The sequence below is a fragment of the Micromonospora haikouensis genome (genome assembly GCF_900091595.1).
Taxonomy (GTDB): domain Bacteria; phylum Actinomycetota; class Actinomycetes; order Mycobacteriales; family Micromonosporaceae; genus Micromonospora; species Micromonospora haikouensis.
The window spans coordinates 17,765-32,235 of the sequence record NZ_FMCW01000031.1 but is presented as its reverse complement, the minus strand read 5'-3'; the positions used below and the strand labels follow the sequence as shown (position 1 = coordinate 32,235).

Genomic DNA, 14,471 nt, shown 5'->3' with positions numbered 1-14,471 from the left:
GACCTCAACCCTGGTTGAAGTCATACGGTCGGCGGGTGGCCGTCGATGGGACGGCCCACCGTCCCATCTGGAGGATGCGTTGTCGGAGTCCCCGTACCGGCTGGCCGTCATCGTCGGAAGCGTCCGCGACGGCCGGTTCGGCCCCGTCGTGGCGAACTGGTTCTGCCGTCAGGCGAGCCAACGCGCCGACCTCGTCGTCGACCTGGTCGACCTCGCCCACGTCCCGGCGGCGCTCGGCGGCGCGCCGGGTGCCGCCGCCCCCGACGAACCGCGGGCGCCCTTCGCGGAGCGGATCGCGGCGGCCGACGCCGTCGTGGTGGTGACGCCGGAATACAACCACAGCTACCCGGGGCCGCTGAAGGCCGCGATCGACTCGGTGGGCGCGCAGTGGCACGCCAAGCCCGTCGGCTTCGTCTCGTACGGCGGCATCTCCGGCGGCCTGCGGGCGGTGGAACCCCTGCGGGTGGTCTTCGCCGAACTGCACACCGTCACCATCCGCGAGACGGTCAGCTTCGCCGGCGCCCACGCCTGCTTCGACCCGGCCGGTGAGCCGGTGGACGCCGGCCCGGTCAACCGCGCCGCCACCGCCATGCTCGACCAGCTCGGCTGGTGGGCCGAGGCGCTGCGCACGGCGCGGGCGGCCCGGCCGTACGGGTCCTGACCCCGGTCGGTGGCGCGCCCCGTCCGGCGCGCCGCCGGCTGGCTGCCCGCGGGTCTACCGGCCGTGAGAAGGGAACCCTTCTCTACCGTATGCGTTAACAAGGGGCCCTTCCTTGCACGCTCAGCGGTCGAGGGCGTCGGCGGGGGCCATCACCCGCAGCGCGTTGGCCGCCAGCCCGATCCGGATCGGGGTCTGGCCACACAGTTCGCCGTCCACCTCGACCCGCGCCGGCCGGTCGGTCTCCAGCCACAGCTCGCCGACGGCGAGGAACGGCGTCTCGGCGAGGGTGCGCCGGGCCCCCGTGGCGGCGTTGCGGGCGGTGTCCCGCAGCAGGCCGCGCCGGGTCGGCCCGCCGACCGGGTACGCCACCAGCAGCCGGTCGTCGGCGTCGGTGTCGGCGGTGATCGGCCGGCCGGCGTGGAACCCGCCGTTGGCCACGTACAACTGGTGGGTGTGGAACTCGTGTGTCGCCTCCCCGGCCCGCACGGTGGCCCGCAGTGCCCGGTGCCGGGCCAGCAGCGCCAGCGCGGTCGCCGGGTACGCGAGGCGGCCGGTGACCCGCTTGAGCGCGGGCGGCGTGCGCAGCATGATGTCGGCCGACATCCCCACCCCGACGTGGTTGGCGAACGGCACGTCCCCGGCCAGCCCCAGGTCGACGTCGATCACCTTGCCGTCGGCGAGGACCGCCACCGCGGAGGCCAGGTCCAGCGGGAGGCCGAGGGTGCGGGCGAAGTTGTTGGTGGTGCCCAGCGGCAGCAGGCCCAGCGCCACGTCGCGGTGCGCGAGCAGCCGGGCCGCGGCGCTCTGCGTGCCGTCGCCGCCGCCCGCGACGAGCAGGTCGGGCCCGAGCGCCAGGGCGTCGTCGAGGCTGCGCTCCAGCTCGCCGGGGCGGTCGGCCGGGTACGCCCCGAGCAGCTCGAAGCCCGCGCGGGTCAGCAGGGCCCGGGCGTGCTCGTAGAGGCGGCGACCCCGGCGCGAGCGGGCGTTGACCACCAGCGCCGCCCGCCGGTCGCGCCGGATGGCCGCGCCCAACTCCTGCTTCGTCCGCATGGCTGCCGACCCTATCTCCGCCGGCCGGGGATTCCGGCGGCCGGCTGGCGCGTGGCGCGGGAACGGCCGACAGCCGGTGAAGGATCGGCGAACAGTGGCGCGCGGGGCAGCGGGCGAGACGGTGAAGACGGTAGATACGTGAGGCATGACGAACACCATCGACCGTCGTACCCTCCTGCGGCTGGCCGGCGCATCCGCCGGCACGGCCGTGCTCGCCGGCGCCACCCTGACCGGCGCGGCACCCGCCGGCGCGGCCGGCGGCGCGTTCCGGCACGGCGTGGCCTCCGGCGACCCGCTGCCCGACGGGGTGCTGCTGTGGACCCGGCTCACCCCCACCGACGAGGCGCAGCCCGGCTCCGGCGTCGGCCCGGAGGCGGAGGTGACCTGGCAGGTCGCCGCCGACCCCGACTTCGCGACCGTGGTGGCCCAGGGCGCCCTGACCACCGGTCCCGCCCGCGACCACACCGTCAAGGTGGCGGTCACCGGCCTGGCCCCGGCCACCACGTGGTGGTACAGGTTCGGCTACGCAGGGGCATGGTCGGCGACCGGGCGCACCATGACCGCGCCGCCCGCCGACGCCGACATCGACCGGCTCCGCCTCGGCGTGGTCTCCTGCGCCAACTGGGAGGCGGGCTACTTCTCGGCGTACCGGAACCTGGCCGACCGGGGCGAGGTCAACCTCGTCGTGCACCTCGGCGACTACCTCTACGAGTACGGCACCGGCGAGTTCGACGCCGGCGGGTCGGTGGTGCGGCCGGTGCTCCCGGCGCACGAGGTGCTGACGCTGGCCGACTACCGGATCCGGCACGCGCTGTACAAGACCGACCCGGACCTGCAGGCGCTGCACGCCTCCGTGCCGTGGGTGATCACCTGGGACGACCACGAGGTGGCCAACGACCAGTGGTCCGGCGGCGCGGAGAACCACACCCCGGCCACCGAGGGCGCCTTCGCCGCCCGGGTCGCCGCCGCCCGGCAGGCGTACGCCGAGTGGATGCCGGTGCGCACGGGCGCGGACGGGGCGATCTACCGCCGGCTGCGGTTCGGGCGGCTGGCCGAGCTGTCCATGCTGGACCTGCGCAGCTACCGGTCGCAGCAGGCGTCGGGCTCGGCCGTCGACGACCCGGCCCGGACGATCACGGGCGACGCGCAGATGTCCTGGCTCAAGAGCGGCCTGGCCGCCTCCACCGCCCGGTGGAAGCTCGTCGGCAACCCCGTGATGATCGCCCGGGTCGACCTCGCCACGCTGCCCGCCTGGCTGCTCGGCCCGATCGGGCGGCTGCTGGGCGTCCCCGAGAACGGCGTGGTGCTCAACCCCGACCAGTGGGACGGCTACAACGCTGACCGCAACGAACTGGTCGACCACCTGCGCGCCACCGGCACCCGCGACATCGTCTTCCTGACCGGCGACATCCACACCTCGTGGGCCAACGAGGTCACCACCCGGGCCACCGGCACCGCCACCCCGGCCGCCGTCGAGTTCGTGGTGCCCTCGGTGACCAGCGACAACGTCAACGACTTCCTCGGCCTGCGGGAGGGCAACGCGCTCAGCGTCCTCGGCGCGGACCTGCTCCGCGCGACCAACACGCACGTGCGCTGGACGGAGCTGGACGGCCACGGCTACGGAGTGCTGGAGGTGACCCGGCAGCAGTGCCGGATGGACTGGTACCACCTGGCGGACCGGACCCGTCCGGGCAGCGCCAGCCGGTGGGTGGCCGGCTGGTCGGTGGCCGCCGGGTCGTCGACGCTGCGCCGGGAGGCCGCGCCGCAGGCGTGACCCGGCTGCGGCGGGGCGGGCGGGAAGCGGTCCGTCCCGCCCCGCTGCGGCGTCACCGCCCGTCCCGCCCCGGCGTCAGCGCCCGCGCAGGGCGCGGTGGAGGTTGCCGCCGAACACGTCGGCCGCCTCGGCGGCGGAGAGCCCGTCGAGCCCGACCGGGCGCAGGGTCTGGGCGAACGACACGTGGTCCAGGCTGGGGGAGAAGTCCGAACCCCAGTAGAGCCGCCGCGCGCCGAACCGGTGCAGCAGCAGGTCGACGAAGGGCCGGGCGGCGTCGTGCGGGTACGCCTCGGCGGGGTCGCTCACGGCGTACAGGCCGGAGACCTTGACCCCGACGTGCGGCAGGTGGGCCAGGTCGGTCAGCGGGGCGAGCCGGTCGGCGGCGGCCCGGTCGGCCGGCACGGCGCGCTGCCGGCCGGGCAGGCCGAGGTGGCTGAACAGCACCGGGCAGCCGTCGAGCGCCGCCAGTGCCCGCCTGAGCCGGCCGGTCGCCTCGGGCGTGGCGTTGAGGCTGACCACCGCGCGGGCGTCGTTGAGCGGCCCGGCGACGGTCCGGGCCCAGCCGGCGAACGCGTCGGCCGCGTCCGGGTCGGGCAGGTACGCGGCGACGCCCGCGAACCCCGCCGCCCAGAGGCGGTCCAGGCCGGCCCGGTCGGTGCCGGTGACCGGAACGTACGCCACCGGCGCGATCCAGTCGTGGCTGGCCGCGAGCGCGGCGAGGTGCCCGTTGTTGCCGGCGAACCTCGGCGCGCCCTCGTAGCCGACGACGAGCGCCCGGTCGATGCCGTGTTCGTGACGCAAAGTCCGGTAGACGGCGAGTTCGTCGCCCCCGGCCGGGGACCCTCCGTAGCGGCCCGGATACCCGTCGGCGAAGAGGTGCAGGTGTGCGTCGGCGCGTTCCATGGCCGGACCCTAACCGATTCCGAGCTGCCCATTGACGTGGGAGGACCCCTCGCTTAGGTTCTTGTCTCAATTAGGTCCGGATTATCGGACGCAGGCGAGGGGTGGTCCGCGTGGTGCAGGCGTACGAGGGCGTTGATGATCTGGTGCGGCTGCGACGGCAGCTTCACCAGCATCCTGAGCTGCGGTTCACCGAGAAGCAGACGGCGGCGGTCCTCGCCGACCGGCTCGCCCCGATCGCCCGGGTTCGCTCCGGCGTTGCCGGCACCGGTCTCGTCGCCGAGATCGAAGGGCGTGCGCCGGGCCCCTCGGTCTTGCTTCGGGCCGATATGGACGCCTATCCGGTCCAGGACGCCAAGGAGGTGCCCTGGGCGTCGGGCAACCCCGGGGTCTGCCACGCCTGCGGGCACGACGTGCACATGAGCGTCGTCGCCGGCGTCGCGGCCCGGCTCGCGGCCGACCCGCCCGCGCGGGGCACGGTGACCGTGCTGTTCCAGCCGGCCGAGGAGATCCCCTTCGGCGAGGACTCCGGCGCCGCCGCCGTGCTCGCCGACGCCGCCCTGCGCGGCCGGCGCTTCGACGCCGTCCTCGGCCTGCACTGCTGGCCCGACCTGCCCGTCGGCGCGGTCGGCGTCGACCGGGAGACCGCGATGGCGGCCAAGGACGCCTTCCGGGTCGAGGTGCTCGGCCGCGCCGCGCACGCCGCCACCCCCGCCCTGGGCCGGGACGCCATCCTCGGCCTGGCCGGCATCGTCAACCTCCTGCACGCCGGGGTCGCCCGCTCCCGCAACCCGCACGAGCTGGTCGCCTTCAACATCGGCACCATCGCGGGCGGGGCCAGCCAGAGCCAGGTCGCCGAGCGGGCGGAGGCGACCGGCACCCTGCGCACCCACGACGAGGCCACCCGCGCGCGGCTCAAGGAGGTCATCGAGCGCATCGCCCGGCAGCAGGCCGCCGCGCTCGACCTGGGCCTGCGGTTCACCTGGGCCAACGAGATGCCGCCGGTGCGCAACGCCGCGCCGCTGGTGGCCCTCGCCCACGCCGAGCTGCCCGCCGTGGTCACCGTCGCGGACCTGACCGCGCCGCCGCTGACCACCGACGACTTCGCCCTGCTGGGCGCGCTCGGCCCCAGCCTGTACGTCAAGCTCGGGGTGACCGGCGAGCGCGGCGGCGCGCCGCTGCACTCCGGCGCCTTCGACGTCGACGAGCGGTGCATCGGGGCGGGCGTGGCAGCCCTGGACCGCCTCACCCGGGCCGTCCTCGCCGGCCGCCTCGCCGAGGCGGAGACCGCCGACGTCCCCGGCGCGCGGGCCGCCGGTGCCGCCCCCGCCGCCACCTCCGAGGCGGTCGGGGCATGAGCCGCCCGTCCGTGGCCGTGGTCGGCGCCGGGGCGTTCGGCGTACGGCACCTGGCCGCGTACCGGTCGCTCGGCGTGCCCGTGCACGCCCTGGTCGAGCCGGACGCCGCGACCCGGGCGCGGGTGGCCGCAGAGCACGACGTGCCGCGGACGTACGCCACCGTGGCCGAGCTGCTGGCCGCCGCCGGGCCGGCCGCCGCGTCGGTGTGCGTCCCCGGCCCGGCGCACCGCGCGGTCGCCGTGGAGCTGCTCGCCGCCGGGGTGCCCGTGCTGGTGGAGAAGCCGCTCGCCGCGACCGCCGCCGACGCCGCCGCCATCGTGGCCGCCGCCGAACGCTCCGGCGTGCTCTGCCAGCCGGGGCACATCCTGCGGCACAGCGCCCCGCACCGGGCCCTGCACGACGCGGTCCGCGCCGGCCGGATCGGCGACGTGCTCGCCGTGTCGTCGCGCCGCGACCGGCCCCGCACCCTCAGCCGGCTCTTCCCGCGCGAACACCCCGCGCTGCTCACCGCCGTGCACGACATCGACCTCGCCCTCTGGTACGCCGGAGCGCCCGTGGTCGAGGTGCGCGCGGCGGCCCGGACCCGACCCGGATCGGCCACCCCGGTCCTGGTGTGGGCGGAGCTGCGGCACGCCAACGACGTCGTGTCGTCGATCCGCAACAGCTACCTGCTGCCCGAGCACACCCCGAACCACACCTCGGACCTGGTCGAGGTGTACGGCACCGACGGGGTCGCGCACGTCGACCTCGGCCACCCCACGCTGCTCGTCCAGGGCGAGCCGACCGAGGCGCCGGACTGGCTCCTCTCCCCGGTCGACGGCGGCGGAGCGCTCGCCGCCGAGCTGCGGCACTTCCTCGGCCGGATCGACGGCACCGAGCCGACGGCGGTCGTCCCGCTCGCCGACGGCCTGCACGTCGTCCGGGTCGCCGAGGCCGTGGTCGACAGCGCCTCCGCCGGCGGGTCGGCCCGCCGCGTCCCTCAGAGCCCCCACTTGTGACAGGAGCTACCCGATGTTTCGACGGAGTTTGGCCGGCGCCCTCGCCGCCGGCATGGCGGCCGCCGCGCTGCTGACCGGATGCGGCGGCGGCGGTGACGACGCCAGCGACGGCCCGGTCACCCTGAAGGTGCTGACCTGGGAGCCCGGCGGCACCGAGTACTGGAAGCAGGTCAAGAGCACCTTCGAGGCCGGCCACCCGAACATCAAGCTGGAGATGCAGTCCGTCCCCTTCGACAAGTACCCCGAGGTGCAGGGCCCGTACATCACCTCGCAGTCCGGGCCGGACGTGATGGCCAACAACGCCGGCCTGGAGCTGTTCGACCGGCGCGGCGCGTACGTGCCGCTGGGCGACAAGGCCGCCGAGATCACCAAGGACCTGGTCACCTACAGCGGCGCCTGCGAGGGCTTCGACACCGGCAAGACCTGCTACGGCGTGCCGTTCTCCTACCAGGGCAACGTCCTCTACTACAACAAGGCCGTCCTGACCGCCGCCGGCCTGGACCCGGAGAAGCCCCCGGCGACCTGGGACGAGTTCGGCGCGGCCTGCGACGCGGTGAAGAAGGCCGGCAAGACCTGCCTCGCGCTCGGCCTCTCCGGCACCTTCCCGGCGTACTGGGACTTCCCGGAGATCACCCGCAACTATCTCACCGAGGACGACATCCGGGCCCTGCTCGCCGGCAAGCTGTCCTGGAAGGACCCGAAGCTCGTCGCGGTGCTGGAGAAGCTCGCGGAGATCACCACCAAGGGCTGGGCGAACAAGAACGCCCCGTCGATCACCATGCTCCCCGACGGCGCGGACATCTTCCAGCGCGGTGACGCCGCGTTCGCCGGCACCATCATCTCCGACGCGGTGAACTGGGAGGCGTTCGGCAAGGCCCTCGGCGACGACAAGCTCGGCGTCACCCGGTGGCCGGCGATCGACCCGGCGGCCCCGCTGGCCCAGAAGTTCTCCGGCATCGAGGGCGCCGTCTACGGCGTCACCCAGTGGAGCCAGAAGAAGCAGGCCGGCCTGGAGTTCATCACCTGGCTCGCCGGCAAGGAGAACGGCGAGCTGTGGGTCAAGTACGGCAAGGGCCAGCCGCTGAACAAGAACGTCGACAAGGCGCTGCTGCCCTCGTCGCCGGCCTTCCTGAAGATCCAGGAACTGGTGGCCCAGCCGACCCTGCACGCCGGGGTGATGCTCTCCGGCCCCGAGGCCGACGCCCTGGCCCGCGGCTGGCAGCAGGTCACCCTCGGCCAGCTCACCGTCGACAAGTGGGCCGAGCAGATGCAGCAGGCGCTGGAGCGCAGCCCCACGAAGAAGCAGACCAAGTAGCCACCCCGGGCGGGGCGACCCCTCGTCGCCCCGCCCGGCCAGCCCCGGGGAGGAACCCTGATGACGATCTCCACGGCGCCCGCGTCGGAGCCGGTGGCCGCCGACGCCCCGCCCGCGCCCGGCCGCCGCCGGGCCCACCGGCCGGGACAGGCCCGGGAATGGTGGCTCGGTGCCGCGCTGGTGCTGCCCGCGCTCGCCCTGGCCGTGCTGTTCAAGCTGGTGCCCCTCGCGCGGGGCGTGCTCACCAGCTTCGAGTCGTCCAGCGGGTTCGGCGGCAGCGAGTTCGCCGGGGCCGACAACTACACCCGGATGTTCGACGACCCGATGGTGCTCACCAGCTTCCGCAACGCCCTGCTGGTGGTGGCCACCCTGCCGGTGTGGATCGTGGTCCCGCTGGTGCTGGCGCTGCTCATCCACCAGCGCTCGCCGGGCTGGAAGTTCTTCCGCGCCGTCTACTTCGTGCCGTACACCATCGCGCCCATCGTCGTCGGCATCATGTTCCGGCAGATCCTCGCCCCCGACGGGCCGCTCAACGCCCTGCTGCGCGGCGTCGGCCTGCAGCCGCTGGCGATCGAGTGGCTCAACGGCCGGCACAGCGCGCTGTTCTCGCTGGTCGCGGTCGCCCTGTGGAGCTTCTTCGGCCTCGGCGTGATGACCTACCTCGCCGGGCTGGCCACCATCCCCGAGGAGACGCTGGAGGCGGCCTACCTCGACGGGGCGGGCTTCTGGCGGCGACTGTTCTCGGTGGTCGTGCCGATGCTGCGCCCGACCGTGGCGTACTGGAGCGTGCTCTGCGCCTCCGGCGTGCTGATCTGGCTGTTCCCGCTGATCTACGCGCTGACCCAGGGCGGGCCGGGCGACGCCACCATGCTCCCCGAGTACCTGGTCTTCCTCACCACCTTCCAGTTCCTCGACCGCGGCTACGGCTCGGCCATCGGCATCGCCCTGTTCGTCTTCGTCGCCGTGCTGTCGATCTTCAGCGTGCGGCACATGTTCACAGAGGGGACCCGTAAGCCGCGATGAACGCGCGCCACTCCGCCCGCATCGGGCGCTACCTGCTGACGTTCGCGTTGGTCGTCGTCGCCGTCGCGGCGATCTACCCGCTGCTGTTCACCGTGGTCAGCTCGCTGAAGACGCAGGCCGGCTTCGCCGAGGACCCGCTGGGCCTGCCCGCCGGGATCACCCTGGACAACTACCTCGAGGCGTTCCGCCGGATGAACATGCCCCGGCTGCTGCTCAACTCGCTGATCACCACCGTCGGCGGGCTGGTGCTGTCGGTGCTCGCCGCGCTGCTGGTCGCGTACGCGGTGACGAAGCTGCGCTTCCGCGGTCGCAAGATCGTCTTCCTGCTGATCATCGTGACCCTGACCATCCCCAGCCAGGCGATCATCTACCCGCTCTACCAGACCGTGCTCGACCTGGGCATGTCCGGCGAATACCAGGGCCTGATCCTGGCGTACGCGGCGTTCGGGCTGCCGCTGGGCACGTATCAGCTCGCCGGCTACTTCCAGCAGGTGCCCGACGAGCTGATCGAGGCGGCCCGCGTCGACGGCGCGGGGCACCTGACCATCCTGTTCCGGCTGCTCGCCCCCATCGCCACCCCGGCCCTCGCGGCGCTGGCCATCTTCAACTTCGTCTGGATGTGGAACGACCTGCTGCTGCCCCTGGTCATCATGGGCGGCTCGGACAGCAAGACGCTGATGGTCGGCGTCTCCCTGCTCAGCGGCCAGTACGACGTGTCGGTGCCGCTGGTCAGCGCCGGCCTGATCGTCGCGCTGCTGCCGGTGCTGGTCATCTACCTGGTCTTCCAGCGGCAGCTCGTCTCCGGCGCGCTGGCCGGCTCGGGCAAGTGACCGCCCCGGCGGGTGCCGGCCCCGCTCGTCCGCCGGCCGGCCCCGCTCGTCCGCCGGCTGGCGGCGCCGGCCCGGCGGGGCGCGCGGCGGGCGCGACGGCCGGGCCGGGGGAGCAGGTGTGCCACCTGTACCGGCTGCGCCCCGGCGCCGAGGCCGAGTACGAGCGCCGGCACGCCGAGGTGTGGCCGGAACTGTCCGCGCTGCTCGACGAGGCGGGGATCTACGAGTACGCCATCTACCGGCGCGACCTGCTGCTGATCTGCGTGCTGCGGACCCGCTCGGGCTTCGCCCACGCCGACGCGGTCACCGGCGCCTCGCCGGTGCAGGCCCGGTGGACGGCGTCGCTGGCGCACCTGTTCGCCGAGATCGCCGACGCCGACGGCGAGCCGCTGTGGGCGCACCGGGTGTTCCACCACCCCGGCCACCCACCGCCCGCCTAGCGGGTCCGCGCCCGCCGCCCCCACCGCGCCCGCGCACCCCGCGCCGCGCCCCACCCCGCGCCGCCTGCGCCTGCGGTGAGAAGGGTTCCCTTCTCTACCGCAGGCGTTAACAGGGGGCCCTTCCTTACACCGCGTACGCGACGGAGCCGTCGGCGCGCAGCGGGATGCGGGTCAGCGGCCGGCCGGTCAGGTCCAGCGGCGTCGGGTCGGACAGGTCGAGGGTGACGCCCAGACCGGGGTCCTGCGGCACGGGCAGGAACCCGCCCTCGCGGCGCACGCAGGCCCGGGCCGGGCCGTCGGCGAGCGCGTCGTCCAGCGGCGAGTACTCCTGGGTGACGAAGTTCGGGATGACCGTGTCCAGGTGCACGGAGGCCATGGTCAGCAGCGGGCCGAGGCAGTTGTGGGTGACCACGGCCGCGTGGTGCGCCTCGGCCAGCGCGGCGATCTTGCGGGCGTGGCTGAGGCCGCCGGCGAGCCCGACGTCGGGCCGCACGTACTGCGCGCCGCCCTGGGCGAGCAGCTCCTTGAACTCCCAGATGGTGTGCAGCCGCTCCCCGTTGGCCATCGGCACGCCCGGCGCCCGCCGGAGCACCCCGGCCTGGCTGCTCACGCTGTCGATCTGGATCGCGTCCTCCACCATCAGCGGGTGGTGCCGGGCCAGCGCCGGCACGACCGCCTCGGCCTGTAACGGGGTGAGCTTGCGGTGCAGCTCGATCAGCAGGTCGACGTCCGTGCCGACGGTGTCGCGCACCGCCGCCGTGGTGGCCTCGGTCTCGGCCACGAGGCGGGCCTGCGACAGGTCGCCGTAGTTCGCCGGCAGCGGGTCGAACTTCACGGCGGTGAAGCCGTCGGCGACGGCGACGGCGGCCTCGGCGGCGAGGGCCTGTGCGCCGGTGCCGCCCAGCAGCAGGTGCAGCCGGATCCGCTCGCGCACCCGGCCGCCCAGCAGCTGCCACACCGGCACGCCGAGCCGCTTGCCGAGCAGGTCCCACAGGGCCAGGTCGACGGCGGAGACGGCGGCGGTGAGCACCGAGCCGCGGAACGGGCCCATCCGGTAGAGGTGGTGCCAGTGGTGCTCGATCCGGCCGGCGTCCGCCCCGATCAGGTAGGGCCGGAACGCCTCCACCACGGCGTGCACCGCCGTCGGGTAGCCCCAGCAGGCGGACTGGCCGACCCCGGTCAGCCCGTCCGCCGTGTGCACCTGGACGAAGTGCGCGTCGCCGCGCACCGCCGACTCGACCTCGACGATCTCCATGCCCGCTCCCCAATTAGAGACCAATAACGGCCACAAACTTGCTTCAGCACTCTTCCATAGCCTTGGACTGCTGGTCTAGGCTCCACAACCAACGAGCCGGAATAAGGCTCAATTATCTCTGGGGGGTGTGATGGGGCTGCCGGACGACTATCGGCTCATGGCCCGGATCCGCCGGTTCGAGGAGCGGCTGACCGCCCTCAAGGACGCCGGCGAGATCCCGGGCTCGATCCACCTGTGCAACGGCCAGGAGGCCATCCCGGTCGGTGCCTGCCGGGCGCTGCGCGACGGGGACCACGTCACCGCGACCTACCGGGGGCACGGCTGGGCGATCGCCCGGGGCGTCGACCTCACGGGCCTGTTCGCCGAGATGATGGGCCGCGACTCGGCGCTGTGCGGCGGGCGCGCCGCCTCGCCGTACCTGTCGGACCCGGGCCGCTGGTTCGTCGGCGAGAACTCCATCGTGGGCGCCGGGGTGCCGATCGCGACGGGTGCGGCGCTCACCGCGCAGCGCACCGGCAGCGGCGCGGTGTCGGTGGTCAGCATCGGCGACGGCGCGATGAACCAGGGCAACGTGCACGAGGCGCTCAACCTCGCCGCCGTGCTCGACCTGCCCCTGGTGCTGGTGGTGGAGAACAACGTCTACTCCGAGATGTCGCGCATCTCGGACATGGTGCGGGTCAAGCAGCTCGCCGAGCGGGCCGCCGGCTACGGCCTGCCCGGCCGGGTGGTCGACGGCAACGACCCCGACGCCGTGTACGACGCGGTCGCCGAGGCCGTGGACCGGGCCCGCGAGGGCTCCGGGCCGTCCATCGTGGAGGCCATGACCGAGCGCCTCGTCGGCCACTACAGCGGCGACGCGCAGCACTACCGCCCGGCCGGCGAGATCACCGCCGCCCGGCAACGCGAGCCGTTGGCCCGCATCCGGACCGCCGCCGACGCCGACCTGACCGCCCGGCTCGACGCGATCGACGCCGAGGTCGACGCCGAGATCGAGGCCGCCGTCACCGCCGCCCGCGCCGTGCCCCACCCGGACCCGGCGACCGCGAGGGAGCACGTCTATGTCTGAGTCGCTGCGCTACATCCAGGCCGTCAACGCGGCCCTTACCTGGGCCCTGGACAGCCGGACCGACACCGTCTACTTCGGCGAGGACGTGGCCCTGCCCGGCGGGCCGTTCGGCGCCACGAAGGGGCTGCACAAGAGGTTCGGCTCCGACCGGATCTTCGACACCCCGATCTCCGAGACCGGCTTCCTCGGCATGGCCCTCGGCGCGGCCATGACCGGCCTGCGGCCGATCGCCGAGATCATGTACGCCGACTTCTCGTTCGTGGCGATGGACCAGATCGTCAACCAGATCGCCACCATCCGCTACTCCAGCGCCGGGCGCTGGAAGGCCCCGCTGGTGATCCGGATGCAGCAGGGCTACTCGCCCGGGGCGTGCGCCCAGCACTCGCACTCGCCGGAGGCGTACTTCGCGCACACCCCCGGCCTGCGGGTCGCGCTGCCGGCCACCCCCGACGACGCGTACCAGATGCTGCGCACCGCCGTCGTCAGCGACGACCCGGTGGTCGTCGCCGAGGCCCGGATGCTCTACCCGACCCGGGGCCCGGTGCGCACCGACGCCCCGGTGGAACCGGTCGGCGGGGCCCGGGTCGTCCGGTCCGGCACCGACGTCACCGTCGTCTCCTGGTCCCGGATGGTGTCGGCGGCCCTCGACGCCGCCACCACCCTGGCCGGGGAGGGCATCGACGCCGAGGTGGTCGACCTGCGCTGGCTCAACCCCCTCGACTTCGACACGGTCGCCGCGTCGGTGGCCCGCACCGGCCGGCTGGTCGTCGCGCACGAGGCCAACCTCACCGGCGGGTTCGGCGCGGAGATCGCCGCCCGGGCCGCCGCCGAGTGCTTCGCCGACCTGCGCGCGCCGATCGCCCGGGTGGCCGCCCCGGACGTGCCGATGCCCGCCGCGCCCGCCCTGCAGGCCGTCGTGGTGCCCGAGGCCGCGACCGTGGCCGACGCGGTACGCCGGACGGTGCGGGCGTGAGCGACGGGGGCCCGCCGTCCGGTGCCGGCGACCGGGTCCCGCCGTCCGGTGCGGGCACCGGCGGCGGGGCCGCCGCCGGCCTGCTCGCCGGCCGGCGGGTGGTCGTCGTCGGCGGCGCGTCCGGCATCGGCCTGGCCACCGTGGTCGCCGCCGCCGACGCCGGTGCGGCCGTCGCCGTGCTCGACGCCGACTCCGCCGGCGCGGACCGCGCCGCCGCGCGGGCCCGCGCGGCCGGGGCGACGGCCTGCTCCCGCGGCGTGGACGTCACCGTCGAGGACGAGGTGGCCGCCGCGTTCGACGCCGTGGCAGCCGACCTGGGCGGGGTCGACGCCGTGCTGCACGTCGCGGGCGTGATGCGCGGCCAGGGCCTGGACGTGCGCGACGTGCCGGTCGAGCTGTGGGCGCGGGTCATCGCCGTCAACCTCACCGGCCCGTTCCTGGTCGCCAAGCACGCCGCGCGGCACCTGAGCAGGGGCGACGGCGTGCTCGTGCTGGTCGGGTCGAAGGCGGGCGTGCAGACCGGCTCCGGCTCGGTACCCTACGGCGCGAGTAAGGGAGGGTTGCACGGTCTGGCGCTCACGCTGGCCCGCCAGCTCGGTCCACAGGGGATCCGCGTGCACGCGCTCTGCCCGGGGGACATCGACACGCCGCTGATGCGACGGTCGCTGGACGAGGCGCGGGCCAACGGCACCGACGGCGGGCGGATCGCCGCGGTCGAGGCCGCGCTGGGTCGCCCCGAGGACGTCGCCTCGGTGCTGGTCCTGCTGGCGTCGCCGGTCAGTGCCGGCCTCGTCGGCACGGTCTGCGCCGGCTGATCAGCCCACCCAC

General features: G+C 74.5%; 14 protein-coding genes. 11 read left to right on the top strand and 3 right to left on the bottom strand.

Translation table 11 applies throughout. The features are described 5' to 3' along the window. The first annotated feature begins 79 nt into the window (after nucleotides 1-79). A complete protein-coding gene (locus GA0070558_RS26585) occupies nucleotides 80-661 on the top strand; it encodes an NADPH-dependent FMN reductase (protein ID WP_218107109.1) in 582 nt (193 codons plus the stop codon). Between the two features lie 120 nt (nucleotides 662-781). Here the strand turns inward: GA0070558_RS26585 and GA0070558_RS26580 are convergent, their stop codons facing one another. Further along, complete coding sequence (locus tag GA0070558_RS26580) at nucleotides 782-1,711, bottom strand: diacylglycerol/lipid kinase family protein (protein WP_091284613.1); 930 nt, start codon at nucleotides 1,709-1,711, stop codon at nucleotides 782-784. Between the two features lie 145 nt (nucleotides 1,712-1,856). Between GA0070558_RS26580 and GA0070558_RS26575 the strand changes: the two genes are divergently transcribed. Further along, nucleotides 1,857-3,485: an alkaline phosphatase D family protein gene (locus GA0070558_RS26575; protein WP_091284611.1), complete on the top strand. Its 1,629-nt coding sequence runs from the start codon at nucleotides 1,857-1,859 to the stop codon at nucleotides 3,483-3,485. A gap of 75 nt (nucleotides 3,486-3,560) precedes the next feature. On the opposite strand, the gene GA0070558_RS26570 is transcribed toward GA0070558_RS26575, so the two are convergent. Further along, a complete protein-coding gene (locus GA0070558_RS26570) occupies nucleotides 3,561-4,388 on the bottom strand; it encodes an amidohydrolase family protein (RefSeq protein ID WP_091284608.1) in 828 nt (275 codons plus the stop codon). A gap of 110 nt (nucleotides 4,389-4,498) precedes the next feature. On the opposite strand from GA0070558_RS26570, the gene GA0070558_RS26565 reads away from it, so the two are divergent. The 6 genes from GA0070558_RS26565 (at nucleotide 4,499) to GA0070558_RS26540 (ending at nucleotide 10,349) form a co-directional block, all read left to right on the top strand. After that, entirely contained in the window at nucleotides 4,499-5,743 is a 1,245-nt protein-coding gene (locus GA0070558_RS26565) for a M20 metallopeptidase family protein (RefSeq protein ID WP_176734386.1), read from the top strand. After that, entirely contained in the window at nucleotides 5,740-6,741 is a 1,002-nt protein-coding gene (locus tag GA0070558_RS26560) for a Gfo/Idh/MocA family protein (RefSeq protein WP_091284603.1), read from the top strand. The genes GA0070558_RS26565 and GA0070558_RS26560 overlap by 4 nt, the downstream gene beginning before the upstream one ends. 13 nt (nucleotides 6,742-6,754) lie before the next feature. Next, nucleotides 6,755-8,056, top strand: coding sequence for an ABC transporter substrate-binding protein (locus GA0070558_RS26555; RefSeq protein ID WP_256092138.1), 1,302 nt, complete (start codon nucleotides 6,755-6,757; stop codon nucleotides 8,054-8,056). Between the two features lie 60 nt (nucleotides 8,057-8,116). Beyond that, complete coding sequence (locus GA0070558_RS26550) at nucleotides 8,117-9,079, top strand: carbohydrate ABC transporter permease (RefSeq protein ID WP_091284601.1); 963 nt, start codon at nucleotides 8,117-8,119, stop codon at nucleotides 9,077-9,079. Further along, a complete protein-coding gene (locus GA0070558_RS26545) occupies nucleotides 9,076-9,909 on the top strand; it encodes a carbohydrate ABC transporter permease (protein WP_077937686.1) in 834 nt (277 codons plus the stop codon). The genes GA0070558_RS26550 and GA0070558_RS26545 overlap by 4 nt, the downstream gene beginning before the upstream one ends. A gap of 116 nt (nucleotides 9,910-10,025) precedes the next feature. Further along, nucleotides 10,026-10,349 (top strand): L-rhamnose mutarotase, encoded by a 324-nt coding sequence (locus GA0070558_RS26540; RefSeq protein ID WP_091284599.1) that lies wholly within the window; start codon nucleotides 10,026-10,028, stop codon nucleotides 10,347-10,349. Between the two features lie 124 nt (nucleotides 10,350-10,473). On the opposite strand, the gene GA0070558_RS26535 is transcribed toward GA0070558_RS26540, so the two are convergent. Beyond that, complete coding sequence (locus tag GA0070558_RS26535; RefSeq protein ID WP_091284598.1) at nucleotides 10,474-11,604, bottom strand: mandelate racemase/muconate lactonizing enzyme family protein; 1,131 nt, start codon at nucleotides 11,602-11,604, stop codon at nucleotides 10,474-10,476. Between the two features lie 130 nt (nucleotides 11,605-11,734). On the opposite strand from GA0070558_RS26535, the gene GA0070558_RS26530 reads away from it, so the two are divergent. The 3 genes from GA0070558_RS26530 to GA0070558_RS26520 are packed head-to-tail and all read left to right on the top strand — an operon-like array spanning nucleotide 11,735 to nucleotide 14,458. Next, a complete protein-coding gene (locus GA0070558_RS26530) occupies nucleotides 11,735-12,670 on the top strand; it encodes a thiamine pyrophosphate-dependent dehydrogenase E1 component subunit alpha (RefSeq protein WP_091284597.1) in 936 nt (311 codons plus the stop codon). Beyond that, entirely contained in the window at nucleotides 12,663-13,643 is a 981-nt protein-coding gene (locus tag GA0070558_RS26525; protein WP_091284596.1) for an alpha-ketoacid dehydrogenase subunit beta, read from the top strand. Before GA0070558_RS26530 ends, GA0070558_RS26525 begins: the two co-directional genes overlap by 8 nt. Then, nucleotides 13,640-14,458, top strand: a complete 819-nt coding sequence (locus GA0070558_RS26520) for an SDR family NAD(P)-dependent oxidoreductase (RefSeq protein WP_077937691.1) — start codon at nucleotides 13,640-13,642, stop codon at nucleotides 14,456-14,458. The genes GA0070558_RS26525 and GA0070558_RS26520 overlap by 4 nt, the downstream gene beginning before the upstream one ends. Nucleotides 14,459-14,471 lie beyond the last annotated feature (13 nt).